We start from the raw sequence: 25,199 nt of genomic DNA on the forward strand, positions 1-25,199 counted from the left end.
GGTCAGGAGAGCGCGTGGGAGAGGAGGCGCTCGAGCGTCCGCATGCCGTCGCGGGAGAGGATCGACTCGAGGTGCCCCTGGACCGAGGCGAAGCCCGGGCCGCGCAGCGCGTAGACGTCGCCGGTCGAAGGATCGGCCGCGAGCTCGGCCTCGCCCGCGCGCGTGGTCCCGGCGGGTACGCGCGCGGTGAAGGTGTTGTAGAAACCGATGGATGCGGGCTCCCCGAACACGTCCACGCTCAACTGCAGACCCTGGTGGGGGCGGTCCAGCGGCGCCAGGTCGATCCCCATCGAGTCCGCGAGGATCTGGTGACTCAGGCACACGGCCAGGAGCGGCTGCCCCGACGCGCGCCGCCGCGCGACGACGTCGCGCATGCGCTGCATCCGCGGGCTGTCCGCGTCGCGGGGGTCACCCGGGCCGGGGCCCGACACCACCACTCCGGCAGCGGCGAGCTGGTCGTCGGTGACGTCCGACCACGGCGCGATCGTGACGTCGAAGCCGAGGTGGCGGAGCTGATGGGCGAGCATCGTGGTGAACCGGTCTTCCGCGTCGACCACGAGCGCGTCACGCCCGGCGAAAGGGCCTGCGGGTGCGGTGTCCTGCGGCTGCATCCAGAACGCTGCGAGACGGGCGTTGCGCGAGGCGAGGAGCTCGGCGATCGCCGGGTCATCGGCCAGCGCCGGGCGGCCGCCGGCCGGAGCATCCGGGTCGGGCGCGGGAACGTCGCGGGGGATCGCTCCGATCGCCCCGAGCACGCCGGCGGCCTTGCCATGGGTCTCGCTGACCTCGCCGTAGGGGTCGGAGTGGCGCACCAGGGTCGCCCCCACCGGGACGCGCAGGCGGCCGTCGACGAGGTAGGCCGTGCGGATGAGGATGGGCGCGTCGAGTTCGTGTGTCGCCGCGGGCTGCGAATCGGGCCCTGAGTCCGTCGCCGGGTCAGCGGGGGTGAACAGCGCCGCGACGCCGGAGTAGTAGCCGCGCGGTGTCGTCTCGTGCCGCGCGATGACCGTGCAGGCGTTCTGCATCGGCGACCCGGTCACCGTCGGGGCGAACATCGTCTCGCGAAGGATGTCGCGCGGGTCGAGCTTGCTGCGTCCGCGCAGCATGTACTCGGTGTGGGTGAGGCGCGACATCTCCTTGAGGTGCGGCCCGGTGATGCGGCCGCCATCCGAGCACACCGCCGACATCATCTTCAGCTCCTCGTCGACGACCATGAAGAGCTCTTCGGTCTCCTTGGTCGACTCGAGGAAGGTCGTGAGGGTCTCGGCCGTGGCACCCCCCGCGGGATGGCGGAAGGTTCCCGAGATCGGGTTCATGGTGACGACCCCGTCCCGGGCGCTCACGTGCGCCTCGGGACTCGCACCTACGGCGATGTGACCGTCGGTGACGATCGCGAACGTCCAGTACGCCCCGCGTTCGTGCTCCAGCAGCGCGCGGAACCAGGTCAGCGCCGCCACCCGGGGATCGGTGTCCACGGTGGCGGTGAAGTCGCGCCGGATGACGAAGTTCGCGCCCTCGCCGCGACCGATCTCCTCCGCGATCACGCGGCGGACGATCCCCGCGTACTCCTCATCGCCGATGTCGAATCCCGCGTCACCCAGCCGGACGGATGCGGTGGGCAACGCAGCGACGACCCCGTCGCGGGCGAGCGTGTCGTGGCGGTCGACCACCAGGCACCGCAGGGGAGCGCCGTCGTCGTGGCTGACGAACCCGCGCTCGCGCACCTGGCGGAAGGGCACCAGGGCCAGCACCTCGCGGCGCCGGCCCGCCGCATCCACCAGTGGGATGTCGGCGAGGAGGGGGACGTCGATGACGTCGCCGGTGAGCAGCTCGACGGTGGAGGCGTCGCGAGCGAGCAGGGCGAAGGGCGCGGTGCCGGTCGCCAGCTCGCGGATGATCTGCGGAATGTCGGGTCGGGTCATCGTCGATCTTTCGTCGGAGGGCGGCCGTCCAACGAAAAAGACCGCCCCGAGGGAGCGGTCTGTTGCGCGAACACACCGCCTAGACGGTGAGCCACCAGGTGCGGTTCGCGGACATGCGCCGAACCTACCACACGGCTCACCGAGCCCCCTCGCAGGCGAGCGGCGTAGGCTGAGGGAGTGCCAGCAGTGAACCTCGGAATGCCGCGGATTCCCGCGGTCCTCGCGCCACGGCGCAAGAGCCGCCAGATCCGGGTCGGCAAGGTCCTGGTGGGCGGAGACGCCCCCGTCAGCGTTCAGTCGATGACCACCACGCCGACGACCAACATCAACGCGACCCTCCAGCAGATCGCAGAGCTCACCGCATCCGGGTGCGAGATCGTGCGCGTCGCCGTGCCGTCGGCCGACGACGCCGAGGTGCTGCCGATCATCGCGAAGAAGAGCCAGATCCCGGTGATCGCCGACATCCACTTCCAGCCCAAGTACGTCTTCCAGGCCATCGACGCGGGTTGTGCGGCCGTGCGGGTGAACCCCGGAAACATCCGGCAGTTCGACGACAAGGTGGGCGAGATCGCCGCCGCGGCGAAGGCGGCCGGCGTATCGCTCCGCATCGGCGTGAACGCCGGATCGCTCGACCGGCGGCTGCTGGAGAAGTACGGCAAGGCCACGCCCGAGGCGCTCATGGAGAGCGCCGTGTGGGAGGCGTCGCTGTTCGAGGAGCACGACTTCCACGACTTCAAGATCTCGGTCAAGCACAACGACCCCGTGATCATGGTGCAGGCGTACCGTCTCCTCGCCGAGCGGGGCGACTGGCCCCTGCACCTCGGTGTCACCGAGGCGGGACCCGCCTTCCAGGGGACCATCAAGAGCGCGACCGCGTTCGGCATCCTCCTGTCCGAGGGCATCGGCGACACCATCCGCGTGTCGCTGTCTGCCCCGCCGGCCGAAGAGGTGAAGGTCGGACACCAGATCCTGCAGTCCCTGAACCTCCGCGAACGCAAGCTCGAGATCGTGTCGTGCCCCTCGTGCGGGCGCGCACAGGTGGACGTCTACACCCTCGCCGACAACGTGACCGAGGGGCTGAAGGACATGACCGTGCCGCTGCGCGTCGCCGTCATGGGCTGCGTCGTGAACGGACCGGGAGAGGCCCGCGAGGCCGACCTCGGCGTCGCATCCGGCAACGGCAAGGGGCAGATCTTCGTGAAGGGACAGGTCATCAAGACCGTTCCGGAGTCGGAGATCGTCGCCACGCTGATCGAAGAGGCTCGTCGCATCGCCGACGACATGGGTCCCGACGCGCAGATCGGCACCGCGCAGGTCGTCACCGCCTGACGCGACCAGGGTCTGCCGCGGGCGGGGTCTGTCGCGGGCGTCTGCCACCGGCCGCGGGAATGTGGCGTCGGGCGAGCGTCCGGAGCTGCCACGGGGTCGCGGGTGGCATCCGGTCGGGTGCCGGCGCATCCACTACCGTCGGGAGTCTGATGACCGACTCCCCGACGGTAGGTGCGCCGCTTTCCCGGCCGATCATCGCGGGCGTCGTGACCGCTCTCGTGGGAACGACGAGCACCTTCGCGGTCGTTCTCACCGGCCTGGATGCGGTGGGCGCGACACCCGCACAGGCCGCCAGCGGACTGTTGGTGTTGTGCGTCACCATGGGTATCGCGTCGATCGTGCTCGCGGGGCGGTACCGCATGCCGATCACCGTGGCGTGGTCGACGCCCGGCGCGGCGGTGTTGGCGGCCACCGGCGCCGTCGACGGCGGGTGGCCGGCGGCGGTCGGCGCATTCCTCGTCTGTGCCGGGCTCATTCTTCTGACGGCGCTGTGGCCCCGGCTCGGCCGCCTCATCGCGATGATTCCGCCGTCCATCGCGCAGGCCATGCTGGCCGGCGTGCTGCTGCCCCTCTGCCTCGCGCCGGTCGGTGGGCTGGTCGCGAATCCGTGGGCGGTGGCCCCGGTGCTCCTCACCTGGCTCGTGTGCGTGCGCTTTCTGCCGCGCTGGGCCGTGCCGCTGTCCTTCGTCGCTGCAGCCGTGGTCGTCGGCATCCACGTCGCGGTGAGCGGGAACGGGGTGCCGGCGACAGAGTTGCTGCCTCGCATCGAACTGACCGCTCCGATGTTCACGTGGGGGGCAGTGGTGGGGCTCGCGCTCCCGCTGTTCCTCGTGACCATGGCGTCGCAGAACGTCCCGGGCGTCGCGATCATGCGCAGCTACGGCTACGCGGTGCCGTGGCGCGGTTCGATGCTGGTCACCGGCGTGGGCACGGCGCTCGCAGCGCCCGCCGGCGGCCACGCGATCAACCTCGCCGCGATCAGTGCCGCGCTCGCCGCCGCTCCCGACGCCGATCCCGACCCGAAGCGCCGGTGGGTCGCGGGCGTGTCGACGGGCGTGACCGCGATCGTCCTGGGCGGCCTGTCGGCCGCACTGGTGGCACTCGTGGTCGTCGCGCCGGAGGCGGTGATTCCGGCCGTTGCCGGGGTAGCCCTCCTCGCGGCGTTCGGTTCGGCGGTGCAGCAGGCCATCGACGATCCGGGGGAGCGGCTGCCCGCCGTGATCACATTCCTCGTCGCGGCGTCCGGGGTCGCCATCGCGGGCATCAGTGCCGCGTTCTGGGCCCTCGCCGCGGGCCTCGTCGTCCGCACCGTCCTGCACGCCGGTCGCCGCTGACGCGGTTCGCGGCCGTGCGGGTTTGCTGATCTGGCGCGCCGTACTCAGGCCAATCGTGCTCGACAGTGCGCTGAGGGGGGTCGGCGCGGCGTATCGCCTGAGTCGGGATGGGGGCGCCGCGCTCAGGAGAGCGTGCCGCCGCGAAGGGCGAAGTCGTCGCGCACGTCCAGAGCGGTGCGCACGGCGAGCTCGAGCGCGCGGACGAGGTCGCCCAGCGGCAGCGACGGTGCTCCGGCCGGAGCCGCACCGTCGGCCCACGGTACGTGAACGAAGCCCGCCCGGGTGCCGGTGCCCGCGGTGGCGTGCAGCACGGCGTACATCACGGCGTTGCACACGAAGGTGCCCGCGCTGTAGGAGACGGATGCGGGGATCCCGGCGTCCGCGATCGCGCCGGCCATCGCTTTCACGGGGAGCGTCGCGAAATACGCGGCCGGCCCGTCGGCGACGACTGGCTGGTCCAGTGGCTGCGCGCCGGCGTTGTCGGGGATGCGGGCGTCGGCAAGGTTCACCGCTACCCGCTCGGGCGTCACAGCGCTTCGCCCGCCCGCCAGACCTGTCGCGATCACGACGTCGGGGGAGTGCTCCTCGAGAAGCTCCCGCATCCGGGACGTCGCACCGGCGAACGTCACGGGCAAGACGTCGGTGATGAGGACCTCCGGCCCGGTCCACCGATCAGCAACGATCCGCACCGCTTCGCCGGAGGGGTTTGATGGGTCGCCGCCGAATGGCGCGAAACCGGTCAGCAGGATGGTCGTCATCGTTCCAGGGTAAGCGGACCACCTCTCCTCCCCAGGAGGCGATTTCAGCGATCGTTCCCCACATGGGACGCGAACCCCACGTGCGGCCCGGGGGGTGCCTACCGTCGGGCAGATGAAACTCTCCCAAAGCATCGTCTGCACCCATGTCCTTACTGGAGCGCGTCCGATCCTCAGGGTCTGGCGCGACGAACGCGACACGATCCTCGCGTGCGGGCGCGGCGACCATGCGCCGGGCAGCATCGACGACTGGGCGCCGGCGCACACCTTTCACTTCACCGCGAACGACCCCGCCCTGGGTGTGGTGCACCAGCTCACGCGGGGGGAGGAGGCCGAACGCGCGCGCGTCGGTGCTCCCTGGCGTCGGCGCCTGACGCCTGACGCGGAGCGCGGACGCGGGGCGCCCTGCGGTGAGGGATGAGGCGAACCCGACTCATTCCGATGGGAGGCCCGCCGCCCCCGCACCTAGACTGAATCCTCGTGGTCACCCGTCTGTCGCACTTCTTCCTCCGCACGCTCCGTGAAGACCCCGCCGATGCCGAAGTCACGAGCCATCGCCTCCTCGTGCGTGCCGGCTACATCCGCCGCAGCGCGCCGGGCATCTTCGCGTGGCTCCCGCTGGGCCTGAGGGTCAAGGCCAAGATCGAGGCGATCATCCGCGAGGAGATGGCCGCCGTCGGCGCCTACGAGGTGCACTTCCCGGCGCTCCTGCCCCGCGAACCGTACGAGGCGTCGGGTCGGTGGGAGTCGTACGGCGACGGTATCTTCCGGCTGCAGGACCGTAAGGGCGCGGACTACCTGCTGGCGCCGACCCACGAGGAGATGTTCACGCTCCTGGTGAAGGACCTGTACTCGTCCTACAAAGACCTGCCGCTGACGCTGTACCAGATCCAGGACAAGTACCGCGACGAGGCGCGCCCCCGCGCGGGACTCCTGCGCGGACGCGAGTTCACGATGAAGGACGCGTACTCGTTCGACTACACCGACGAGGGCCAGGATGCGTCGTATCAGGCCCAGCGCGACGCCTACGAGCGGATCTTCCAGCGGCTCGGCCTCGAGTACGTCATCGTCAACGCCGACAACGGCCTGATGGGAGGCGCGCGCAGCGAGGAGTTCCTGCATCCCACCGCCGTCGGGGAAGACACGTTCGTCCGTTCGGCCGGCGGCTATGCCGCCAACGTCGAGGCGTTCACGACCCTCGTGCCCGAGCCGATCCCGTTCGACGGGCTGCCCGAACCGGTGATCTTCGACTCGCCGAACACGCCCACCATCCAGACGCTCGTCGCCCACTCCAACGCGGTCCTCGATCCTCCGGCCGCCGGCGGGGAGTGGACCGCCGCGCACACCCTGAAGAACGTCGTCCTGGCGCTGAAGCACCTGGACGGCACGCGCGAACTCGTCGTCGTGGGCCTGCCGGGCGATCGCGACGTCGATGACAAGCGCGTCGAGGTGGCCTTCGCGCCCGCTGACGTCGAGCAGGCCACCGAGGCCGACTTCGAGCGGAACCCCTTCCTTGTGAAGGGCTACATCGGCCCGTGGTCGCCCACGGGGCCGGTGCTGGGCGAGGAATCCGCCACCGGCATCCGCTACCTGCTCGACCCGCGCGTCGTCGACGGCACGAGTTGGATCACCGGCGCGAACATCGACCAGAAGCACGTGCACTCCCTCGTGGCCGGGCGCGATTTCACCGCGGACGGATTCATCGAGGTCGCCACCGTCCGCGCCGGCGATCCCGCCCCCGACGGCTCCGGGCCGGTGGAACTGGCGCGCGGCATGGAGATCGGCCACGTCTTCCAGCTGGGCCGGTTCTTCGCCGAGACGCTCGGGCTGAAGGTCCTGGACGAGAACGGCAAGCTCGTCACCGTCACGATGGGCTCCTACGGCATCGGCGTGACCCGCATCCTCGCGATCATCGCCGAGCTCAACAACGACGAGAAGGGCCTCATCTGGCCCGCGTCCGTTGCACCGTTCGACGTGCACGTCGTGGCCACGGGCCGGGATGCGGCGGCCTTCGAGCTCGCCGAGAGCCTCAGCGCCGACCTCGAGGCCGCGGGGCTGGACGTGCTCTTCGACGACCGGCCGAAGGTATCGCCCGGAGTCAAGTTCGGGGACGCCGAGCTGGTCGGCGTTCCGCGCATCGTCATCGTCGGCCGCGGTGCCGCCGCGGGCGAGGTGGAGCTGTGGGACCGGCGCACCGGCGAGCGCGAGGTCATCCCCGCCGCCGACGCTGTCACCCGCCTCTCCGCCTAACCCCCCAACCCGCCGACCGGTACGGACGGTTTTCGTCGCTCTGGCCGCCGCCCCAGCGACGAAAGTCATCCGTAACCATGGGGGAGGTAGCCTGAGCGCGTGGACGGTGGGCCCTGGGTCAGGTTGGCGGACGGGGGACGCATCCCGCAACTGGGCATCGGAACGTACAAGGTGCCCCCGGACGCGACGGCCGCGCTGGTCGACGGAGCACTCCGGTACGGCTACCGGCACGTCGACACCGCGACGCTGTACGGCAACGAGGCGGAGGTCGGTGAGGGGATCCGCCGCAGCGGCGTCCCGCGCGATGACGTCTTCCTCACCACGAAAGTGTGGAACGACGACCAGGGCTATGAGCGCACGCTCCGCGCCTTCGACACGAGCACGCAGCGGCTGGGCTTCGACACGGTCGACCTCTACCTGATCCACTGGCCGATCCCGAGCCTCGACCGCTATGTCGACACCTGGCGTGCCCTCGTGCGCCTCGCCGCGGAGGGCCGGGCACGCTCGATCGGTGTGAGCAACTTCTCGCCCGCGCACATCCAGCGGCTCATCGACGAGACAGGCGTCACGCCGGTGGTCAACCAGATCGAACTGCACCCCCGGTTCCCCCAGACGGAGGTGCAGGCGTGGGACGACGCCCACGACATCGTCACCGAAGCATGGGCGCCGCTCGCCCGCGGCGGTCTGCTCGACGAACCCGTTCTCGCGCGCATCGGCGCGCGGTACGGAAAGACCCCCGCGCAGGTCGTCATCCGCTGGCACCTGGATCGGGGACTGGTGCTGTTTCCGAAGTCCACGTCCCTCGAGCGGATCCGCGAGAACGCCGAGGTGTTCGACTTCTCCCTCGACGCCGACGATCGCGCGGCCATCGCGGGGCTGGAGACCGGCCTGCGCACCGGTCGAGACCCCGACCTGGACTGACCGGCGTCAGACCGACAGTCGCGCGTACCGCGCTCGGAAGACGCTGAACACCCCGTAGGAGACGAAGCCGATGCCGACCGCGCCCCCGAGGACCGGTCCCGCCGGCAGGCGCAACAGAGCCTGCACCGCCCCGTGCAGGCCCCCGGCAGTATCCGGGCGCACCTCCACGGCGGCGATGACGAGCAACACGCCCACGATCGCGAGGGCGATGCCCTTGGCGACGAATCCCACGACGCCGAGGCCGGCGAGCGCGTGCCCCCACCCGCTGCGGGGGAATTCGACCTTGGTGCGGAAGGACCGGCGCACCCCCATAACGAGGAAGGCGACCCCGGCGATGCCGACCCCCAGCCCCGCCGCGCCCAGAAGAATGGGGCCTCCCGCCACGGCGAGGACCCCCCGGCTGGCCTCCTCCGCGGCGCTCTCGGCGCTCGGGCGCGCGCCGAGAGCGACGGATGCAGCGACCACGCCCAGCGCGGCGAAGACCAGCGCCTGCCCGAGCTCGGACACCAGAATGCCGACGCGCTGCGTCCGCTTCGGGCGTCGCGCACCGATCCCCGCGACGGCATGCCAGGCCGCCAGGGCCACCAAGCCGATCGCCAGCGCCCACAGGAGCGCGAAGCCCCACGGCGCCGACGCGATGGAGCGGAACGCGCCCGTCTGGTCGGCCTCGCCGGAGCCGCCGAAAGCGGCGAGCAGGACGATGACCCCGATCACCCCGTGCATGATCCCGTTGGCCGCATAGCCGGAGCGGGCAAGCGTGCGCAGCACGGAATTGCGCTCGGCGCGGCGCGCGGCCGACCGCACGTCGATGCTCATTGGGCGACCCTACCGGGGCCGGCGGAACGCTCCGCGCACTCCCGCCTCGCCCAGATGCCGCCACGTCGGGTCGCTTCCCCCCGCTTACTATGTCCGGATGCCATCCCGCCGACGACTCTCGTCGCGCTGGAGCGCTCTGCCCGACCTCGTCGGGCGCGCTCCCGCGCGCGTGCTGCTGGTCGTGGGGATCCTCATCGTCATCCTCGGCGGACTCATCGTCACCCGGCCGCTCACCTCCCTGCTGCTCCTCGGGCTGTACGTCTCGCTCAGCGCCATCGGCACCGGACTCGTGGAGCTCGTCTCCCGGCACCGGTCGCCGCGCTGGTGGACGCGGCTGTTCGCCGTGGCGTGGATCGCCGGCGGCGTGCTGGTCCTCGTCTGGCTCGGGCGGAGCCTGGATCTGCTGCCATCGGTGCTGGCGACCTTCCTCATCGTCGGGGGTCTGGCCTCGGTGGGCGATGCCGTGGCCGGCGGGCGCGCCAGTCAGCGTGTCCTTGCCGCCGCATCCGGTGCCACACAGATCGCCTTCGGCGTCCTCTCGCTGACCTGGCCCGACGTCACCGTCCTTCTCGTCGCTCTCGTCTTCGGGGTGCGCACGGTCGCCTTCGGCGTGACCCTCATCGTCCGCGGGGTGCGCGGGATGCGCGACGCCGGACGCACGCGTCGCGGACTGCCGCGCGTTCCCCTGTCACCCGACCTCCGTCGCGCCCGTCGCCGGACGGCCTGGACCGCGGCCGGCCGGTACGCCCTGGCGTTGCTCCTGGTCGCCTCCGCGACCGGGGGCTGGTGGCTGGATGACTGGCTGGCGGAGGGCGCGCCGGTGGTGGACGCCTTCTACGACCCGCCCGACCGGCTTCCTCCCGGCCACGGTCGGCTCATCCGGTGGGACGACTACCTCGGACGCGCTCCGCAGGGCGGCGAAGTGAGCCGCATCCTCTACACGACGCGGGATGCGGTCAGCCGGCCCGCCGTCGCCAGCGGGCTCGTGATCGTTCCGAACGACCCACCGCCGGGGCCGCGACCGGTGATCGTGTGGAACCACGGCACCACCGGGGTCGCGCAGGGGTGCGCGCCGAGCCTGCGGGATGCCTCGGCAACGCGCTGGTCGATCCCTGCGCTCGAGGAGGCCCTCGCCGCCGGCTGGGTCGTCGTCGCTTCGGACTACTCCGGGCAGGGCGCGCCTGGGACGTTCCCGTACCTCATCGGCAAGGGGGAGGGGCGCTCCTCGCTCGACGCGGTCCTGGCCGCGGCGGAGCTGCCGGGGGTCACGCTCTCACCCGACACGGTCGTCTGGGGCCACTCCCAGGGTGGGCACGCGGCGCTGTGGACGGCGCAACTGGCACCGGAGTACACCCCCGGTGTGACCGTGCTCGGCACAGCCGCCATCGCGCCCGTCGCCGACCCGCTCGCCCTGGCCGACGAGCTGCTGACCTCTGACGCGAATGCGATGCTGTCGGTTTTGACCTCATGGGTGCTCGTCCCCTACGCGGGGACCTACGCGGACGTGCACCTCGAGGACTACGTGGCCGCCGGAGCACGAACGATCGTGCGGGAGATGACACAGCGCTGTCCGACCGAACCGGGCGTGGTCGTGTCGGTGCTCGCTGCGCTCGGGGTCTCGGAGGATCGGCCGCTCTACACCGCCGATCTCACCGGCGGCGCGCTGGGACGCCGGCTGGCGGAGAACGCCGCGACGGGTCCGACGGGCTCGCCGATCCTGGTCGCGTGGGGCCAAGAGGACGAGGTGGTTCCGCCCGCCCTCCAAGACCGGTACATCCAGGGCCTCTGCGAACAGGGGCAGCAGGTGCGCTGGCGGGCCTACTACGGGTACGACCACCTCCGTCCGATCCTCCCGGGATCCCGGTTCCTCCCGGTGCTGTTCGGGTGGACGGAGGGCCTTCTCGACCGCTCACCGCAGCTGCTGGATGACTGCGGGCGCCGCTGATTTCAGGGGTCTCGCAGACGCGACGCAGGTGCATCCGGTAACGTTCTGTGGTTGCCGGTGCGTTCTCGTGCCGGGTGAGAGCTGAATAACGGAGGGCCCCACGGTGGACATCGATCTTGGACTACTGAAGACGATCGAGCGTGAAAAGGAGATCCCCTTCGACGAACTTGTGAGCATCATCGAGCAGGCGATCCTCACCGCATACGGAAAGCACACCACGGCCACCGGAGCCGTCCCCGAAGGCGCTCGCGCGGTACTCGACCGCAAGTCCGGCCACGTGGCCATCTTCACCCCGCTCCTCGACGACGAGGGTGCGGTCATCGGCGAGGAAGAGCAGACGCCCGAAGACTTCGGACGGATCGCAGCCTTCGCCGCCAAGCAGGTCATCAGCCAGCGCCTCCGCGACATCGCCGACGACGCCGTGCTCGGTGAGTTCCGCGGCAAGGAGGGCGACATCGTCGCGGGCGTCGTGCAGCAGGGGCCGAACCCCCGCATGGTGCACGTCGACCTCGGCTCGGTCGAAGCCATCCTCCCGCCGGAAGAGCAGGCACCGGGGGAGTCCTATCCGCACGGATCCCGCCTCCGCGTCTACGTGACCTCGGTCTCGCGCGGTACCAAGGGCCCGTCCATCACCGTGTCACGAACCCACCCGGGCCTCGTGCGGAAGCTGTTCGCCCTGGAGGTTCCCGAGATCGCGTCGGGCCTGGTGGAGATCGTCTCCCTGGCCCGCGAGGCCGGCCACCGCACGAAGCTCGCGGTCAAGGCGAACGATCCCACGATCAACGCCAAGGGTGCGTGCATCGGCGAATTGGGGCGCCGCGTGCGCGCCGTGACCGAAGAGCTCGGCGGGGAGAAGATCGACATCGTCGACTACGACCCCGAACTCGCACGCTTCGTGGCCAACGCGCTGTCACCGGCGAAGGTGACGTCCAGCTTCATCCTGGATGCGACGACCAAGGCCGTGCGCGCGCTCGTCCCCGACTACCAGCTGTCGCTGGCGATCGGCAAGGAAGGCCAGAACGCTCGGCTCGCAGCCAAGCTCACCGGCGCGAAGATCGACATTCAGCCCGATTCGATCCTCGAGGACTGACGGATCGAGCGCACAGGCCCGAGGTGTAGAATGGATGCGGTACGAACGTGCGTCGGATGTCGCACGCGCGCACCCCGTGCCACGCTCCTTCGGGTCGTGGCCGTTGATTCGGTCCTCGTTCGCGACGACCGGGCGACGATGCCGGGGCGTGGCGCGTGGGTACACGAGACGGACGCGTGCGTGGATCACGCCCTACGGCGCCGCGCCTTCGTCCGCGCATTACGTGTGTCGGGTCCTCTCGACACGCAGACCTTCGAAATGACCCTCCAGCGAAACGGCTGAACGGCTATGGACACAAAGTGAACGGCTCGAAATGAGTCCCGTCCGCAAGTAACGGTCTGCCCTGTCCGGGGTAGGCCCCCAGACAGGAGAATTGTGGCAAAACCACGCGTACACGAGATCGCTTCCGAACTCGGCGTCGACAGCAAGGTCGCTCTCGCGAAGCTCAAGGAGCTCGGCGAGTTCGTCAAGAGCCCCTCGTCCACCATCGAGCCGCCGGTGGCTCGCAAGCTCCGGGCCGCGCTCTCGGCTGATGGTGCCGCTCCGGCCCCGACAGCCGCATCCGCCGGCCCCGCGCGTTCCTCGGCCAAGCCCGGACCTTCCCGTCCGGCGGCTCCCGCGCGCCCGGCGGCCCCGGCCGCCAGCGCCCCGGCAGCCCCTGCCGAAGCCGCTCCGGCTCCGGCGGCACCCGCGGCGCCCGCTCCGTCAGCGCCGGCTCCGGCAGCGCCCGCTGCGGCAGCGCCCGCTCCGGCACCGTCGGCCCCCGAGGCGTCCGCGCCTTCGGACGCCGCTCCGGCAGCTCCCTCCGGCGCGCCTCGGCCCGGCCCCGCCGCCCCGCAGGCACCGCGTCCGGGTGGTGCACCGCGTCCGGGTAACAACCCGTTCTCGTCGCAGCAGGGCATGGGCCAGCGTCCCGCCGGTCCGCGTCCGGGCAACAACCCGTTCTCCTCTCAGCAGGGCATGGGCCAGCGCCCGTCGCCCGGCAACATCCCCCGTCCGCAGGCTCCGCGTCCCGGTGCCCCGCGTCCGGGTGCTCCGCGCCCCGGCGGCGCAGGTCGCCCCGGTGGTGGCGGTCGTCCGGGTGGTGCGCCCTTCCAGCAGCGTCCCGGCGGTCCCGGTCGTCCCGGTGGCGGCGGTGGCTTCGGCGCTCCGCGTCCGGGTGCTCCGGCCGGCGGTGGTTTCGCCGGCCGTCCCGGTGGCGGCGGTGGCCGCGGCCGTGGCCCCGGCGGTGGCACCGCGGGTGCCTTCGGTAAGGGTGGCGGCAAGTCCAAGCAGCGCAAGTCGCGTAGGGCGAAGCGGCAAGAGTTCGAGATGCGGTCGGCGCCCGTCGTCGGCGGCGTCAATGTCACCAAGGGCAACGGAGAGATCATCCGGATGCGCCGTGGGGCGTCCATCTCGGACTTCGCCGACAAGATCGAGGCCCTGACCGGCTACACGGTCCAGCCCGGCACGCTCGTGACGATCCTGTTCAACCTGGGTGAGATGGCCACGGCCACCGAATCGCTGGATGAGGCGACGTTCGAGGTGCTCGGCGGCGAGCTGGGTTACAACATCCAGATGGTCTCGCCCGAGGACGAGGACAAGGAGCTCCTGGAGGGCTTCGGTCTCGACCTGGAGGCAGAGCTCGAGGCCGAGAGTGAAGACGACCTCGAGATCCGCCCGCCCGTCGTGACCGTCATGGGTCACGTCGACCACGGTAAGACGCGACTGCTGGACGCCATCCGCCAGACCAACGTGGTCGCGGGCGAAGCCGGCGGCATCACGCAGCACATCGGTGCGTACCAGGTCTGGACCGAGCACGAGGGCATCGAGCGCGCCATCACCTTCATCGACACACCGGGTCACGAGGCGTTCACCGCCATGCGTGCCCGTGGTGCGCAGGTGACCGACCTCGCGATCCTGGTGGTCGCCGCCGACGACGGCATCATGCCGCAGACGGTGGAGGCCCTCAACCACGCTCAGGCGGCGAACGTGCCGATCGTGGTCGCGGTGAACAAGATCGACAAGGATGACGCGAACCCCGCGAAGGTGCGCCAGCAGCTGACCGAATACGGTCTCGTGGCCGAGGAGTATGGCGGCGACGTCATGTTCGTCGACGTGTCCGCGCGCAACAACATCGGTATCCAGGATCTTCTGGATGCGGTGCTGCTGACCGCTGACGCCGGGCTCGACCTCACGGCGAACCCGAACAAGGCCGCACGCGGTGTCGCGATCGAAGCGAAGCTCGACAAGGGACGCGGATCGGTCGCCACGGTGCTCATCCAGTCCGGAACGCTCCGCGTCGGTGACGCGATCGTCGCGGGCACGGCCTACGGCCGGGTTCGTGCCATGGCGGACGAGAACGGCGAAGCCGTTCTGGAAGCGTGGCCGTCGCGTCCCGTGCAGGTGCAGGGTCTGAACTCCGTGCCCCGCGCCGGTGACACGTTCATCGTGACCGAGGAAGACCGCCTGGCCCGTCAGATCGCCGAGAAGCGTGAAGCGGCCGAGCGCAACGCCCAGCTGGCCAAGGCTCGCAAGCGCATCTCGCTCGAGGACTTCACCCGGGCTCTCGAAGAGGGCAAGGTCGAGTCGCTCAACCTCATCATCAAGGGTGACGTGTCCGGTGCCGTCGAGGCGCTGGAGGAGTCGCTCCTCAAGATCGAGGTCGACAACAGCGTGCAACTGCGGATCATCCACCGCGGTGTCGGCGCCATCACGGAGTCGGACATCAACCTCGCGACGATCGACAACGCGATCGTCATCGGGTTCAACGTCCGCCCCGACACGAAGGCGCGTGAGCGTTCTGCCCGCGAGGGTGTGGATGTCCGGTTCTACTCCGTCATCTACAACGCGATCGACGATGTCGAGCAGTCGCTCAAGGGTCTGCTCAAGCCGGAGTTCGAAGAGGTCCAGTCGGGTGTCGCCGAGATCCGCGAGGTGTTCCGCTCCTCGAAGTTCGGCAACATCGCCGGTGTCATCGTCCGCTCCGGAACGATCACGCGCAACGCGAAGGCGCGCGTCATCCGCGACGGCGTCGTGCTCGCCGATGGCCTGGCCATCGAGTCGCTGCGCCGGTTCAAGGACGACGTCACCGAGGTGCGTACGGACTTCGAGGCCGGTATCGGACTCGGTAGGTTCAACGACATCCAGATCGGTGACGAGATCGAGACGACCGAAATGATCGAGAAGCCGCGAGGCTGATTCCAGAGAGGCCCCGGGCTGCGGCTCGGGGCCTCTTCGGTTTCCGACCGGGCCGGGGTTCGGCCACTGCTCCGGGGGTTGAGGATTCGGATGTCCCGCCTCCGCGAGAGAGGGGCCCCTACCCCGATCGCTCCGGCGGAACATCCGAATCCTCGCCGGGGCAGGAATGACCCATAGCGAACGTGGTAGGAAACACCATCACGGTGTGAGAGGGAGTAGAAGACATGGCATCCGAACGACAGGCACGAGTGGCCGACCGCATCCGCGTGGTGCTCGCTGAGCGGCTCGAGAAGGGGCTGCGCGACCCGCGCCTCGGTTTCGTCACCATCACCGACGTCAAGGTGACCGGCGATCTGCAGCACGCTTCGGTGTTCTACACCGTCATGGGCGACGAGGCGCTCCGCGCCGACACGGCAGCCGCGCTGAAGTCGGCGACGGGGATGCTGCGCTCCGAGGTGGGGAAGCATCTCAACACCCGGCTGACGCCATCGCTCGAGTTCTTCCTCGATGCGATCCCCGAGAACGCCGACCACATCGCGGCGCTGCTGCGGGAGGCCCGCGAACGCGATGAGGCCGTCGCGGCCCTCGCCGCCGCGGGGAATTACGCCGGTGACGCCGACCCCTACGTCAAGCCGAAGGACTTCGACCAGGTGGCGGAGGAGGCCGACGACGAGGATGACGCGGACGACGCGGAAGCGGACGACGCCGACGCCGATGCCGCGGAAGCGGATGACGCCGACTCGGTGGACGCGGACGACCTTTCCCGGTCCTGACCCGCTGACCGAGGCCGCCCGGCTTCACCGGGGGAGGCGCAGCAGTTCCTCCCCGGCTTCGGCCAGACCGTCCGCGATCAGCGAGTCGATGGCCCGGTCGCGCTGCTGCGCGTCGGGCCACTCCACCAGCACTTCGTCCAGGCGAAGGGGCGAGGGCGCAGCATCCCGCAGCGACTTGAGCACCGCGCCGCGCGCGTGGCGGTCGCTGCCCTCGTAGCGCGCCTGCCGCCGGCGCCGGTCTGCCGAGGGCGGGTAACCCGCCGCCCGCCACGCGCAGGCGTACGCGATCGGGCACGCATCACAGCGGGGCGACCGTGCCGTGCAGATCGTGGCACCCAACTCCATCACCGCGGCGTTGACGACCGTGGATGCGGTGACATCGTCCGGGAGGACGGCGGTCATCTCCTCCAGGTCGCGCCGCGAGGGCGGACCGGGCTGGGCGCGACCGGCCACCGCGCGGGCGAGCACACGACGGGTGTTCGTGTCGACCACGGGGTGCCGATCGCCATACGCGAAGACGGCCACCGCGCGTGCGGTGTAATCCCCGATGCCCGTCAAGGACAGGAGCGTTTCCACCTCGCGCGGCACGATGCCGTCATGTCGGTCGCGGATCTGCACGGCCGCGCGGTGCAGCCACAGCGCGCGGCGGGGATAGCCGAGGTTCGCCCATTGCCGTACGGCCTCGGACGGCGGGTCGGCCGCCAGTGCCGTCGGCGTCGGCCACCGCGACAGCCATGCCTCCAGATGGGGGATGACGCGAGCCACCGGTGTCTGCTGCAGCATGAACTCGCTGACGAGCGTGCCCCACGCGCCGAACCCGGGCCGGCGCCACGGCAGGTCGCGCGCGTTCGTGCGGTACCAGGCCTGGAGAGGCGCCGCGAGGTCGGGCATACCGTCCAGCCTACGAGCGCCAGGGCGTCGCCGTGCCGAGGGGGGAGGCGAGGCCCGTACCCTGGAAGGGTGCGGCTCCCCACCACTCCCGCGGTCTCCCTCCTTCGCGAACTGCGCGACGAGGTGCGCCTGCACTATCGCGCCGGTCGCGTGATCGTCGCCGTGGATGGCGTCGACGGTGCCGGCAAGACGGTCTTCGCCGACGGTCTCGCCGACGTGTTCGCGGAGGAGGGGGGAGCGGTGTTCCGCGCGTCGATCGACGGGTTCCACCGTCCGCGCGCAGAACGGTATGCGCGAGGTCGCACGTCGCCGGAAGGCTTCTACCGTGACTCCTTCGACTACGCGACCTTCCGCCGCGTGCTCATCGACCCGTTCCGCACGGGCGGAAGTACCGGGTTCCAACTGTCGGCGTTCGACGCCGCCCGCGACGTGCCGGTTCCATCGGAATGGGTGACGGCTCCGCGCGACGCCGTCCTCGTCGTCGATGGGGTGTTCCTGCACCGGCCGGAGTTGCGGGGCCTGTGGGACTGGTCGGTGTGGCTGGAGGTGCCCTTCCGCGTGTCCTACGCCCGCATGGCGGTGCGGGACGGCAGCGACCCGGATCCGGACGCCCCCGCCAACGTCCGGTACCGGTCCGGTCAGGCTCTCTATCTCCGCGAAGCCGACCCGCGGAAGGCGGCGTCGGCGATCGTGGAGAACTCCGACCTGGCTTCTCCCGTGCGCATCTTCGGGGACTTCTGCTGATGGTGGCAAGCGGCATCCTGCTCGTGGACAAACCGGCGGGCATCACCAGCCACGATGTGGTCGCCCGCGCCCGGCGGGCGCTCGGCACCCGGAAGATCGGTCACGCCGGGACGCTGGATCCGATGGCGACGGGACTGCTCGTGTTGGGTGTCGAGGGTGCGACACGCCTTCTCACCTTCCTCGTCGGAGCGGACAAGACCTACACCGCGACCATCAGGCTGGGGGAGAGCACCGACACGGATGACGCCGACGGCACCGTGTCCGAACGTGCCGATGCCGCAGCGCTCGACGTCGTGGACGACGCATCCATCGCCCGCGGCGTGGCCGATCTCACCGGGGCGATCTCCCAGATCCCCAGCCGTGTGTCGGCGATCAAGGTGCAGGGCCGACGCGCGTACGACCTCGCCCGCGCCGGCGTGGAGGTGGCACTGGCCGCGCGTGAGGTGACCGTCAGCCGCTTCGATGTGCTCGCGACGCGCCGATCGGCCGGACACATCGACGTCGACGTCGTCGTGGACTGCTCCAGCGGCACGTACATCCGCGCTCTCGCCCGCGACCTCGGCGCCGCGCTCGGGGTGGGCGGCCACCTCACCGCCCTGCGGCGCGAACGCGTGGGCCCCTTCCCCGTGACGGACGCCACGGACATCGACGCTCTGGAGCCCGAGCGGATGCTGTCTCCTGCTGCAGCGGCGACGACCGTGCTCGGCGCCGTGGCGGTATCGGCGGATGAGGCGCGCGACCTGCGCCATGGCAAGCGTCTCGCCGGGGCCGCGCACCGCTTGGGGGGCGTCCGGGGGGCGGCGATCGATCCTCACGGCGCGCTCGTCGGCATCGTCGAAGCCCGCGGGCAAGACCTGAAGAGCGCCATGAACATGCCGGAGGAGCAGCGCCCATGATCCTCTGGTTCACGATCGTGCAGCTGGTCGTGGCAGGCGTGGCGGGCACGGTCGCCATCATCGCCGGTCTCGCGGGGCGCCGCCCGGGGGATGTCACCGTCGGCGGTCTCGCGCTCATCGAACTACTGCTGATCGCCCAGATCGTCACCGCGATCATCGCGCCGTGGGCGGGCAACCCGCCGACCGGGAGCGCGCTGGAATTCTGGGTGTACCTCGTGTCCGCGGCGCTCCTTCCTCCCGTGGGCGTCGCGTGGGCGCTTGTCGAACGCAGCCGCTGGAGCACGGTCATCATGGGAGTCGCCGCGCTGGCGGTCGCGGTCATGGTGTGGCGGATGCACGTGATCTGGACGGTGCAGATCGCGTGAGACGGGGCGGACCGCGTCACAGCGCGGCCTAGGATTGACAGGTCATGGCAACTCGCACTCCTGGCCGGATGACCGGCATCGGCCGCGTCCTGGTGATCGTCTATCTCGTCATGGCCCTCGCCGCGACCGGTCGTTCCTTCGTGCAGATCGTTCAGCGGTTCGAGGAGGCGCCACTGGCGTACACGCTGTCGGCGGTCAGCGCGGTGGTGTACATCGTCGCCACGCTCGCGCTCGTGTTCGCCGGCCGCCGCACCTGGTACGCGGTGGCCTGGGTGGCGATCGGCTTCGAACTCGCGGGCGTCCTCATCGTCGGGACCCTCAGCCTTATGCTGCCCGAGCTGTTCCAGCATCCGACCGTGTGGTCCCTCTACGGCTACGGCTACCTCTTCGTGCCGCTCGTGCTGCCGTTCCTCGGCCTGTGGTGGCTCGCGGCCCATCGCGTTACCGCTCCCGCCCGCGCGACGGCGACGGTGGCGTCGTGATCGTCTTCCACGACCCCGCCGATGTCCCCTCCGACTTCGGCCCGTCGGTCGTGGCCATCGGCAAGTTCGACGGCGTGCACGCCGGGCACCGTGCGGTCATCGACCGGGCGCGCGTGGATGCTGCCACCGGCGGCGCGCGCCTCGTCGCGGTGACCTTCGACCGGAACCCGCTCAGCGTGCTCCGGCCGGAGGTCCGCCCCGCCGACCTCATCGGGGTGCACCAGAAGCTGGACCTGCTCGAGCGTGCAGGAGTGGATGCCACCCTGCTGCTGACCTTCGACGAGACGCTCGCCGCGCTGACGGCCGAGGAATTCGTGCGCCACGTGCTCGTCGAGGCGCTCGACGTACGCACGGTCCTCGTCGGCCAGGACTTCCGTTTCGGTCGCGGTGGGTCGGGAAACCCGGACCTTCTGCGATCCATGGGCCGGGAGTACGGGTTCGTCGTCGACGTCGTGGACGACGTCCGGGCCATCGACGACGACCGGCGCGTCTCGTCGACCTGGATTCGCGAGCTTCTCGCCGAGGGAGACGTGGAGCGTGCGGCGAAGCTCCTCGGGCGGGCGCCGTCCGTGTGGGGCGAAGTCGTCCACGGTCTGAAGCGCGGGCGCGAGCTGGGGTTCCCGACGGCGAACCTGTCGCCCGACCTGGAAGGGTTCGTCCCTGCGGACGGGGTCTATGCCGGCTGGCTCATCGATGAGGGGTCGTCGGACGGGCTGCGCCCGGGCACACGCTATGCCGCGGCGATCAGCATCGGGGTGAACCCCACCTTCGGCGATGTGCCGGTGCGGCAGGTGGAGGCGTACGTGCTGGACGAAACCGATCTCGATCTCTACGGCCACCGGGTGGAGGTCCGCTTTGCCGCCCGTATCCGGGGAATGGTCGCGTTCGCCGGCATCCCCGCACTCATGGAGCAGATGGCCGACGACGTGGACCGCGTCCGCGCAGTTCTCATCGAGTCGCAGGAGCGCAGCGGTCAGTAGGACGAATCGTCCCGCGCGCCGGACGCCGCTTGCCCGCTCTGAATGGCACGCAACTCGCCCAGGATGGTGGCGCTCGCGCTCGTACCGAGGCGGGTGGCCCCGGCGTCGAGCATGGCGAGCGCGGTGTCCAGGCTCCGGACACCCCCGGACGCCTTCACTTCGACCTCCGGGCCGACGCTCGCCCGCATGAGGCGCACGTCCTCGACCGTGGCCCCGCCGCCGCCGAAGCCCGTCGAGGTCTTCACGAATGCCGCACCGGCGGCCTCCGCGAGGCGGCTGCCGCGGGCGATCTGTTCGTCGTCGAGGTACGCGGTCTCCAAGATCACCTTCGTGATGAGCCCGCCCGCCGCATCCGCCACGGCGTGGATGTCGTCGCGGACCGCGTCATCGAAACCCGAGCGGAGGAACCCGATGTTCACGACCATGTCGACTTCGCTCGCACCGTCGGCGAGCGCCTGGGCGACTTCCGCCACCTTGGCGGCCGTCGATGTCGTGCCGTGCGGAAAGCCGATGACCGTCCCCACAGCCACGCCCGTGCCATCCAGACGCCGCACCGCGTAGGCGATATCGGACGGTCGGACGCAGACGCTGAACACGCCCCACTCTGCGGCGATGTCGAGCTCGCTGTCCACCTGCGCGCGCGTCAGCTCGGGCTTGAGGATGGCGTGGTCGATCGTCGCGGCGAGCTCGCGTTCGGTGATGCGGGGCATGGTTCCAGCCTACGCGCGGGCGCTCCCGCGGATGCCGAGGAACGAGACCACGCCACCGATGGCCAGGAGCGCCGCGGTGACGACCGCCGCGCGGTGAAAGCCGTCGAGGTCCAGGGAACCGCCGAGGATCGTGGCCAGCAGGGCGATGACCACGAGCCCCGCGACCCGCGCCACGGCGTTGTTCACGGCGGAGGCGATTCCGGAGCGGCTCTCGTCGATGGCGCCGAGGATGGCCGCTGTCAGCGGCGAGACGGTCAGGGTGAGGCCGGCACCGAAGACCAGCACGCTCGGCAGCACCTGCCACCAGTAGGAGAAGTCCTCCGACACCGTGAGCAGGAGCAGAGCGCCGACTGCCATGAGCAGCGGGCCCGCGGTCATGAAGAGACGGGGGCCCCGGCGCCCTGCCAGCGCCCCCACGCGCGCGCTGAATCCGATCATCAGGAGCGTGACCGGGAGGGTGGCCAAGCCCGCCAGGGTTGCGGGCAGCCCGGCCCCCTGCTGGAGGTACACCCCGAGCACGAAGCCGTTCAACGACAACGCGGCGTAGACGAAGGCGGTCGCGACGTTGCCGGTCCAGAAGTTCCGCACCCGGAAGAGGTCGAGGGGCATCATCGGCTGACGGGCGAACCGCTGCCGCACGAGGAAGCCGGCGAACGACGCCAGACCGATCGCCATCGTTCCCCAGATCGCGGGGGAGCCCCATCCGAGGGTCGGTTGCTCGATGAGGGCGAACACGCTCGCGCCGAGCCCGATGGTGCACAGCACCGCGCCGAGCACGTCGACGGTCGCACCGGCGCGTCGGGAGTCCCGGTGACCCAGCCGTACGACCAGCAAGAGCGTGACCGCGAGCGGCACGACGTTGATGAGGAACGCCAGCCGCCACGACAGCAGGTCGACGAAGAGCCCGCCCAGCACCGGCCCGGCGATCATCGCTCCGGTGGTCGCGGCCGTCCAGATACCGATGGCGCGTGCCTGCGCCGCATCCCGGAAGTTGGCGGTGATGAGAGCCAGCGAACTGGGCACCAGGAGAGCGCCGGCAACGCCCTGCAGAGCGCGTGCACCGATGAGGAACTCGGGGCTCGGAGCAGCGGCGATCGCGATGGAGGTCACCCCGAACCCGACCAGGCCGATGTTGAGGACGAGGAGGCGACCGAGCACGTCACTGAGCGAGCCGGCAACGAGGATCAGCGCGCCGAGGGTGATGAGGTATGCGTCGACCACCCATTGCTGAGTCGTGAGCCCCCCGCCGAGCTCCTCCTGGATGGCCGGAAGCGCCACGGTCACGACCGTGCCGTCGAGGAAGGAGACGAACGAACCGAGAATCGCGATCCACAGCACCATCCGCTGATCCCGGGTCATCGACGCCGTCATGGCACCACACTAGGACCGGGTGTGGACAACGACGAGGCGCAGTAATTCAAAATACCCCCCAGGGGTATATTGGTTGCACGCCAGGAGGCAGACATGACCACGCACACCGAGCCCACCGCATCCGAGGGGTTCCGCCACGAGGCCACGCTCGACATCGAAGGGATGACGTGCGCGAGTTGCGTCGCGCGCGTCGAAAAGCGCCTTCGCGCCGTGGAGGGTGTGGACGCGAGCGTCAACCTCGCCACGGAGTCCGCGCGTGTGAGCTTTCCGGACAGCGTGGATTCCGACCGCCTCGTGCGTGCGGTGCGGGAGGCCGGTTACGACGCGCGGGTACGCCGCACGGCCGGCCACGGCCATGACGCGAACCACGGCACTGCCGGGCACGGCCATGACGCGAACCATGACACCGCCGGGCACGACCATGACGTCGAGGATCGCCCCGGCGCGGCTCCGCTGCGCACGCGCCTTCTCGTGTCCGCGGCGTTGGCCGTTCCCGTCGTCGCGCTCGGCATGGTGCCCGCGTGGCAGTTCCCCGGCTGGCAATGGGTGTCGCTTCTGCTGACCGCGCCGGTGGTGCTGTGGGGTGGCTGGCCGTTCCACCGCGCGACGATCGCCAACGCGCGTCATGGGGCGGCGACCATGGACACCCTCATCACGCTCGGAACGATGGCCGCATTCCTGTGGAGCGTCTGGGCTCTGCTGTTCGGGTCGGCCGGCCGCATCGGCGTTTCGCACGAGGTCATGCTCTTCGGGCCGGTGCACGACGCCACCGCTCTGGTGTACTTCGAAGTCGCGGCCGCGGTGACGGTGTTCCTCCTCCTCGGCCGGTTCATCGAGCAGCGCTCGAAGCGGCGTGCGGGCGCCGCCCTCCGTGCTCTGCTCGATCTCGGCGCGACCGACGTGGAACTCGAGGACGGCACGACCGTGCCCGTCGAAGACCTTCGCGTGGGCGACGCGTTCGTCGTCCGCCCGGGCGGAACGGTCGCCGCCGACGGCGTCGTGCTCGGCGGCGTGGCAGCCGTGGACGAGGGCATGCTCACGGGCGAGTCCGTCCCGTCGGAGGCGGCGCTGGGCCAGACGGTGACCGGTGGCACGATTGCCGTCGACGGTCGCCTCGTCATCCGGGCGACCTCCGTGGGAGAAGACACCCGGCTCGCGCACATCGCGCGGCTGGTCGAACACGCGCAGACCGGCAAGAGCCGTGTGCAGCGGCTGGCCGACCGGATCTCGGCCGTTTTCGTTCCGATCGTGATCGGCCTGGCGATCCTCACCCTGCTGGCGTGGATGGTGACGGGCGGGTCGGTCGCGGCCGGCTTCACCGCCGCGGTCGCCGTGCTCATCATCGCGTGTCCCTGCGCCCTGGGGTTGGCTACCCCCATCGCGATCCTCGTCGGGACGGGACGCGGCGCCCAGTTGGGCGTGCTCATCACCGGTCCTGAGGTGCTGGAATCCGCCCAGCGCATCGACACGATCGTCCTGGACAAGACCGGAACGCTCACCACCGGTCGGATGACCCTGATCGATGTCGTCGCCGAGCCGGGGGACGAGGCGGAGGCGCGGCGGGTGGCGGCTGCGCTCGAGAGCCACTCGGAGCATCCCGTGGCCCGAGCCATCGCCGGCGCATCGGCCGCTGGTGGTGTCGTCGAGGGCTTTCGCGCGTGGGCCGGCGCCGGCGTCACCGGCATGGTCGAGGGGCGCGAGGCGTTCGCCGGCCGCATCGGGTTCGCGCGCGAGCTCGGCGCCGACGTTGCGCCCGCGCTCGACGCCGCCGTCTCGGCAGCGGAGGAACGCGGCACCGTCGTCGTGACCGGCTGGGCTGACGAACGCGGGATGCTGCGTGCCCGCGCCGTCTTCGTCGTGGCCGATGCCGTGCGCCCGGAGAGCGGCGAGACGGTCGCCGGATTGCGCGCAGCCGGACTGGACGTGCAACTGCTCACCGGGGACAACGCACGCGTCGCGGCCGCCGTGGCCCGCGAACTCGGCATCTCGACGGTGTCGGCCGGAGCGACACCGGAGGGAAAGGTGGCCGCGATCGAGCGGCTGCGGGCGGAGGGGCGCACCGTTGCGATGGTCGGGGACGGCGTCAACGACGCGGCGGCTCTGGCGACAGCCGATCTCGGGATCGCCATGGGCGGCGGCACTGACGCGGCCATGCACGCCAGCGACATCACGCTGGTACGGAGCGATCCCCGCGGCATCCTCACCGCCGTGCGGGTGAGCCGCCGGACGATGGGCGTCATCCGAGGGAACCTCTTCTGGGCGTTCGCGTACAACGTCGCAGCGCTCCCGCTGGCCGCGCTGGGGCTGCTGAACCCGATGATCGCCGGAGCCGCGATGGCTTTCTCCAGCCTCTTCGTGGTGCTGAACAGTCTGCGGCTGCGACGCGCCCGCTGAGCGACCGGGCCGCGGCCCGGCGCCGCGTTAGGGTCGAGGCTGATCCCGGAG

22 protein-coding genes are annotated in these 25,199 nt (G+C 70.6%); 16 read left to right on the forward strand and 6 right to left on the reverse strand.

Annotated elements, in window-relative coordinates; all coding sequences use genetic code 11:
* Nucleotides 1–2: 2 nt before the first annotated feature.
* On the reverse strand, nt 3–1,922 hold the full coding sequence (locus AC4FS2_RS03360) for an anthranilate synthase family protein (RefSeq protein WP_491153521.1): 1,920 nt from the start codon (nt 1,920–1,922) through the stop codon (nt 3–5).
* Between the two features lie 198 nt (nt 1,923–2,120).
* On the opposite strand from AC4FS2_RS03360, the gene ispG reads away from it, so the two are divergent.
* Complete coding sequence (ispG, locus tag AC4FS2_RS03365; protein ID WP_491155662.1) at nt 2,121–3,251, forward strand: flavodoxin-dependent (E)-4-hydroxy-3-methylbut-2-enyl-diphosphate synthase; 1,131 nt, start codon at nt 2,121–2,123, stop codon at nt 3,249–3,251.
* Between the two features lie 149 nt (nt 3,252–3,400).
* Complete coding sequence (locus AC4FS2_RS03370) at nt 3,401–4,585, forward strand: benzoate/H(+) symporter BenE family transporter (protein ID WP_491153519.1); 1,185 nt, start codon at nt 3,401–3,403, stop codon at nt 4,583–4,585.
* Between the two features lie 122 nt (nt 4,586–4,707).
* Here AC4FS2_RS03370 and pcp read toward each other — a convergent pair whose 3' ends face one another.
* The gene (gene pcp / locus AC4FS2_RS03375; protein WP_491153517.1) at nt 4,708–5,343 is read right to left on the reverse strand and encodes a pyroglutamyl-peptidase I; all 636 of its coding nucleotides are present in this window, start codon (nt 5,341–5,343) and stop codon (nt 4,708–4,710) included.
* 112 nt (nt 5,344–5,455) lie between these two features.
* Between pcp and AC4FS2_RS03380 the strand changes: the two genes are divergently transcribed.
* From AC4FS2_RS03380 to AC4FS2_RS03390, 3 genes are all read left to right on the forward strand, one after another.
* On the forward strand, nt 5,456–5,761 hold the full coding sequence (locus AC4FS2_RS03380) for a hypothetical protein (protein WP_491153515.1): 306 nt from the start codon (nt 5,456–5,458) through the stop codon (nt 5,759–5,761).
* Between the two features lie 59 nt (nt 5,762–5,820).
* Nucleotides 5,821–7,590, forward strand: coding sequence for a proline--tRNA ligase (locus AC4FS2_RS03385; protein WP_491153514.1), 1,770 nt, complete (start codon nt 5,821–5,823; stop codon nt 7,588–7,590).
* A 99-nt stretch (nt 7,591–7,689) separates the two neighbouring features.
* Nucleotides 7,690–8,511, forward strand: coding sequence for an aldo/keto reductase (locus AC4FS2_RS03390; protein ID WP_491153512.1), 822 nt, complete (start codon nt 7,690–7,692; stop codon nt 8,509–8,511).
* Between the two features lie 6 nt (nt 8,512–8,517).
* Here AC4FS2_RS03390 and AC4FS2_RS03395 read toward each other — a convergent pair whose 3' ends face one another.
* Entirely contained in the window at nt 8,518–9,327 is an 810-nt protein-coding gene (locus AC4FS2_RS03395; RefSeq protein ID WP_491153511.1) for a DUF1206 domain-containing protein, read from the reverse strand.
* Nucleotides 9,328–9,424: 97 nt separating this feature from the next.
* Here AC4FS2_RS03395 and AC4FS2_RS03400 point away from each other — a divergent pair, with 97 nt between their 5' ends.
* From AC4FS2_RS03400 to rbfA, 5 genes are all read left to right on the forward strand, one after another.
* Entirely contained in the window at nt 9,425–11,272 is a 1,848-nt protein-coding gene (locus AC4FS2_RS03400; protein ID WP_491153510.1) for an alpha/beta fold hydrolase, read from the forward strand.
* 103 nt (nt 11,273–11,375) lie between these two features.
* Entirely contained in the window at nt 11,376–12,362 is a 987-nt protein-coding gene (nusA, locus tag AC4FS2_RS03405; RefSeq protein WP_491153508.1) for a transcription termination factor NusA, read from the forward strand.
* Nucleotides 12,363–12,392: 30 nt separating this feature from the next.
* Entirely contained in the window at nt 12,393–12,644 is a 252-nt protein-coding gene (locus AC4FS2_RS03410) for a YlxR family protein (protein ID WP_491153506.1), read from the forward strand.
* A 93-nt stretch (nt 12,645–12,737) separates the two neighbouring features.
* Nucleotides 12,738–15,542, forward strand: a complete 2,805-nt coding sequence (gene infB / locus AC4FS2_RS03415; protein WP_491153504.1) for a translation initiation factor IF-2 — start codon at nt 12,738–12,740, stop codon at nt 15,540–15,542.
* Between the two features lie 224 nt (nt 15,543–15,766).
* Nucleotides 15,767–16,315 (forward strand): 30S ribosome-binding factor RbfA, encoded by a 549-nt coding sequence (gene rbfA, locus AC4FS2_RS03420; RefSeq protein WP_491153502.1) that lies wholly within the window; start codon nt 15,767–15,769, stop codon nt 16,313–16,315.
* Between the two features lie 24 nt (nt 16,316–16,339).
* Here the strand turns inward: rbfA and AC4FS2_RS03425 are convergent, their stop codons facing one another.
* The gene (locus AC4FS2_RS03425; protein ID WP_491153500.1) at nt 16,340–17,206 is read right to left on the reverse strand and encodes an HhH-GPD family protein; all 867 of its coding nucleotides are present in this window, start codon (nt 17,204–17,206) and stop codon (nt 16,340–16,342) included.
* A 69-nt stretch (nt 17,207–17,275) separates the two neighbouring features.
* Here AC4FS2_RS03425 and AC4FS2_RS03430 point away from each other — a divergent pair, with 69 nt between their 5' ends.
* From AC4FS2_RS03430 to AC4FS2_RS03450, 5 genes are read left to right on the forward strand one after another with little or no spacing between them, the layout of a single operon-like run.
* Nucleotides 17,276–17,950, forward strand: a complete 675-nt coding sequence (locus AC4FS2_RS03430; protein ID WP_491153498.1) for a nucleoside/nucleotide kinase family protein — start codon at nt 17,276–17,278, stop codon at nt 17,948–17,950.
* The gene (truB, locus tag AC4FS2_RS03435; RefSeq protein ID WP_491153497.1) at nt 17,950–18,846 is read left to right on the forward strand and encodes a tRNA pseudouridine(55) synthase TruB; all 897 of its coding nucleotides are present in this window, start codon (nt 17,950–17,952) and stop codon (nt 18,844–18,846) included. Before AC4FS2_RS03430 ends, truB begins: the two co-directional genes overlap by 1 nt.
* Nucleotides 18,843–19,211 (forward strand): hypothetical protein, encoded by a 369-nt coding sequence (locus AC4FS2_RS03440; protein WP_491153495.1) that lies wholly within the window; start codon nt 18,843–18,845, stop codon nt 19,209–19,211. The genes truB and AC4FS2_RS03440 overlap by 4 nt, the downstream gene beginning before the upstream one ends.
* 44 nt (nt 19,212–19,255) lie before the next feature.
* The gene (locus tag AC4FS2_RS03445; RefSeq protein WP_491153494.1) at nt 19,256–19,693 is read left to right on the forward strand and encodes a hypothetical protein; all 438 of its coding nucleotides are present in this window, start codon (nt 19,256–19,258) and stop codon (nt 19,691–19,693) included.
* Nucleotides 19,690–20,673 carry a bifunctional riboflavin kinase/FAD synthetase gene (locus AC4FS2_RS03450; protein ID WP_491153493.1) on the forward strand — a complete coding sequence of 328 codons (984 nt, stop codon included), beginning with the start codon at nt 19,690–19,692 and terminating at the stop codon, nt 20,671–20,673. Before AC4FS2_RS03445 ends, AC4FS2_RS03450 begins: the two co-directional genes overlap by 4 nt.
* Here the strand turns inward: AC4FS2_RS03450 and deoC are convergent.
* Nucleotides 20,667–21,383, reverse strand: coding sequence for a deoxyribose-phosphate aldolase (gene deoC, locus AC4FS2_RS03455; RefSeq protein WP_491153491.1), 717 nt, complete (start codon nt 21,381–21,383; stop codon nt 20,667–20,669). The genes AC4FS2_RS03450 and deoC overlap by 7 nt on opposite strands.
* Nucleotides 21,384–21,392: 9 nt before the next feature.
* On the reverse strand, nt 21,393–22,754 hold the full coding sequence (locus AC4FS2_RS03460) for an MFS transporter (protein ID WP_491153489.1): 1,362 nt from the start codon (nt 22,752–22,754) through the stop codon (nt 21,393–21,395).
* A 93-nt stretch (nt 22,755–22,847) separates the two neighbouring features.
* Between AC4FS2_RS03460 and AC4FS2_RS03465 the strand changes: the two genes are divergently transcribed.
* Nucleotides 22,848–25,148, forward strand: a complete 2,301-nt coding sequence (locus tag AC4FS2_RS03465; RefSeq protein WP_491176368.1) for a heavy metal translocating P-type ATPase — start codon at nt 22,848–22,850, stop codon at nt 25,146–25,148.
* Nucleotides 25,149–25,199: the final 51 nt, after the last annotated feature.

It is taken from the genome of Microbacterium sp. Z10_103 (assembly GCF_058310455.1).

Excerpts from the sequence above, each read along its gene's own strand:
- AC4FS2_RS03360 (WP_491153521.1), bottom strand. The coding sequence starts at position 1,922 with ATGACCCGACCCGACATTCCGCAGATCATCCGCGAGCTGGCGACCGGC.
- ispG (WP_491155662.1), top strand. The coding sequence starts at position 2,121 with ATGCCGCGGATTCCCGCGGTCCTCGCGCCACGGCGCAAGAGCCGCCAG.
- AC4FS2_RS03370 (WP_491153519.1), top strand. The coding sequence starts at position 3,401 with ATGACCGACTCCCCGACGGTAGGTGCGCCGCTTTCCCGGCCGATCATC.
- pcp (WP_491153517.1), bottom strand. The coding sequence starts at position 5,343 with ATGACGACCATCCTGCTGACCGGTTTCGCGCCATTCGGCGGCGACCCA.
- AC4FS2_RS03380 (WP_491153515.1), top strand. The coding sequence starts at position 5,456 with ATGAAACTCTCCCAAAGCATCGTCTGCACCCATGTCCTTACTGGAGCG.
- AC4FS2_RS03395 (WP_491153511.1), bottom strand. The coding sequence starts at position 9,327 with ATGAGCATCGACGTGCGGTCGGCCGCGCGCCGCGCCGAGCGCAATTCC.
- AC4FS2_RS03400 (WP_491153510.1), top strand. The coding sequence starts at position 9,425 with ATGCCATCCCGCCGACGACTCTCGTCGCGCTGGAGCGCTCTGCCCGAC.
- AC4FS2_RS03410 (WP_491153506.1), top strand. The coding sequence starts at position 12,393 with ATGGATGCGGTACGAACGTGCGTCGGATGTCGCACGCGCGCACCCCGT.
- rbfA (WP_491153502.1), top strand. The coding sequence starts at position 15,767 with ATGGCATCCGAACGACAGGCACGAGTGGCCGACCGCATCCGCGTGGTG.
- AC4FS2_RS03425 (WP_491153500.1), bottom strand. The coding sequence starts at position 17,206 with ATGCCCGACCTCGCGGCGCCTCTCCAGGCCTGGTACCGCACGAACGCG.
- truB (WP_491153497.1), top strand. The coding sequence starts at position 17,950 with ATGGTGGCAAGCGGCATCCTGCTCGTGGACAAACCGGCGGGCATCACC.
- AC4FS2_RS03440 (WP_491153495.1), top strand. The coding sequence starts at position 18,843 with ATGATCCTCTGGTTCACGATCGTGCAGCTGGTCGTGGCAGGCGTGGCG.
- AC4FS2_RS03445 (WP_491153494.1), top strand. The coding sequence starts at position 19,256 with ATGGCAACTCGCACTCCTGGCCGGATGACCGGCATCGGCCGCGTCCTG.
- deoC (WP_491153491.1), bottom strand. The coding sequence starts at position 21,383 with ATGCCCCGCATCACCGAACGCGAGCTCGCCGCGACGATCGACCACGCC.
- AC4FS2_RS03460 (WP_491153489.1), bottom strand. The coding sequence starts at position 22,754 with ATGACGGCGTCGATGACCCGGGATCAGCGGATGGTGCTGTGGATCGCG.
- AC4FS2_RS03465 (WP_491176368.1), top strand. The coding sequence starts at position 22,848 with ATGACCACGCACACCGAGCCCACCGCATCCGAGGGGTTCCGCCACGAG.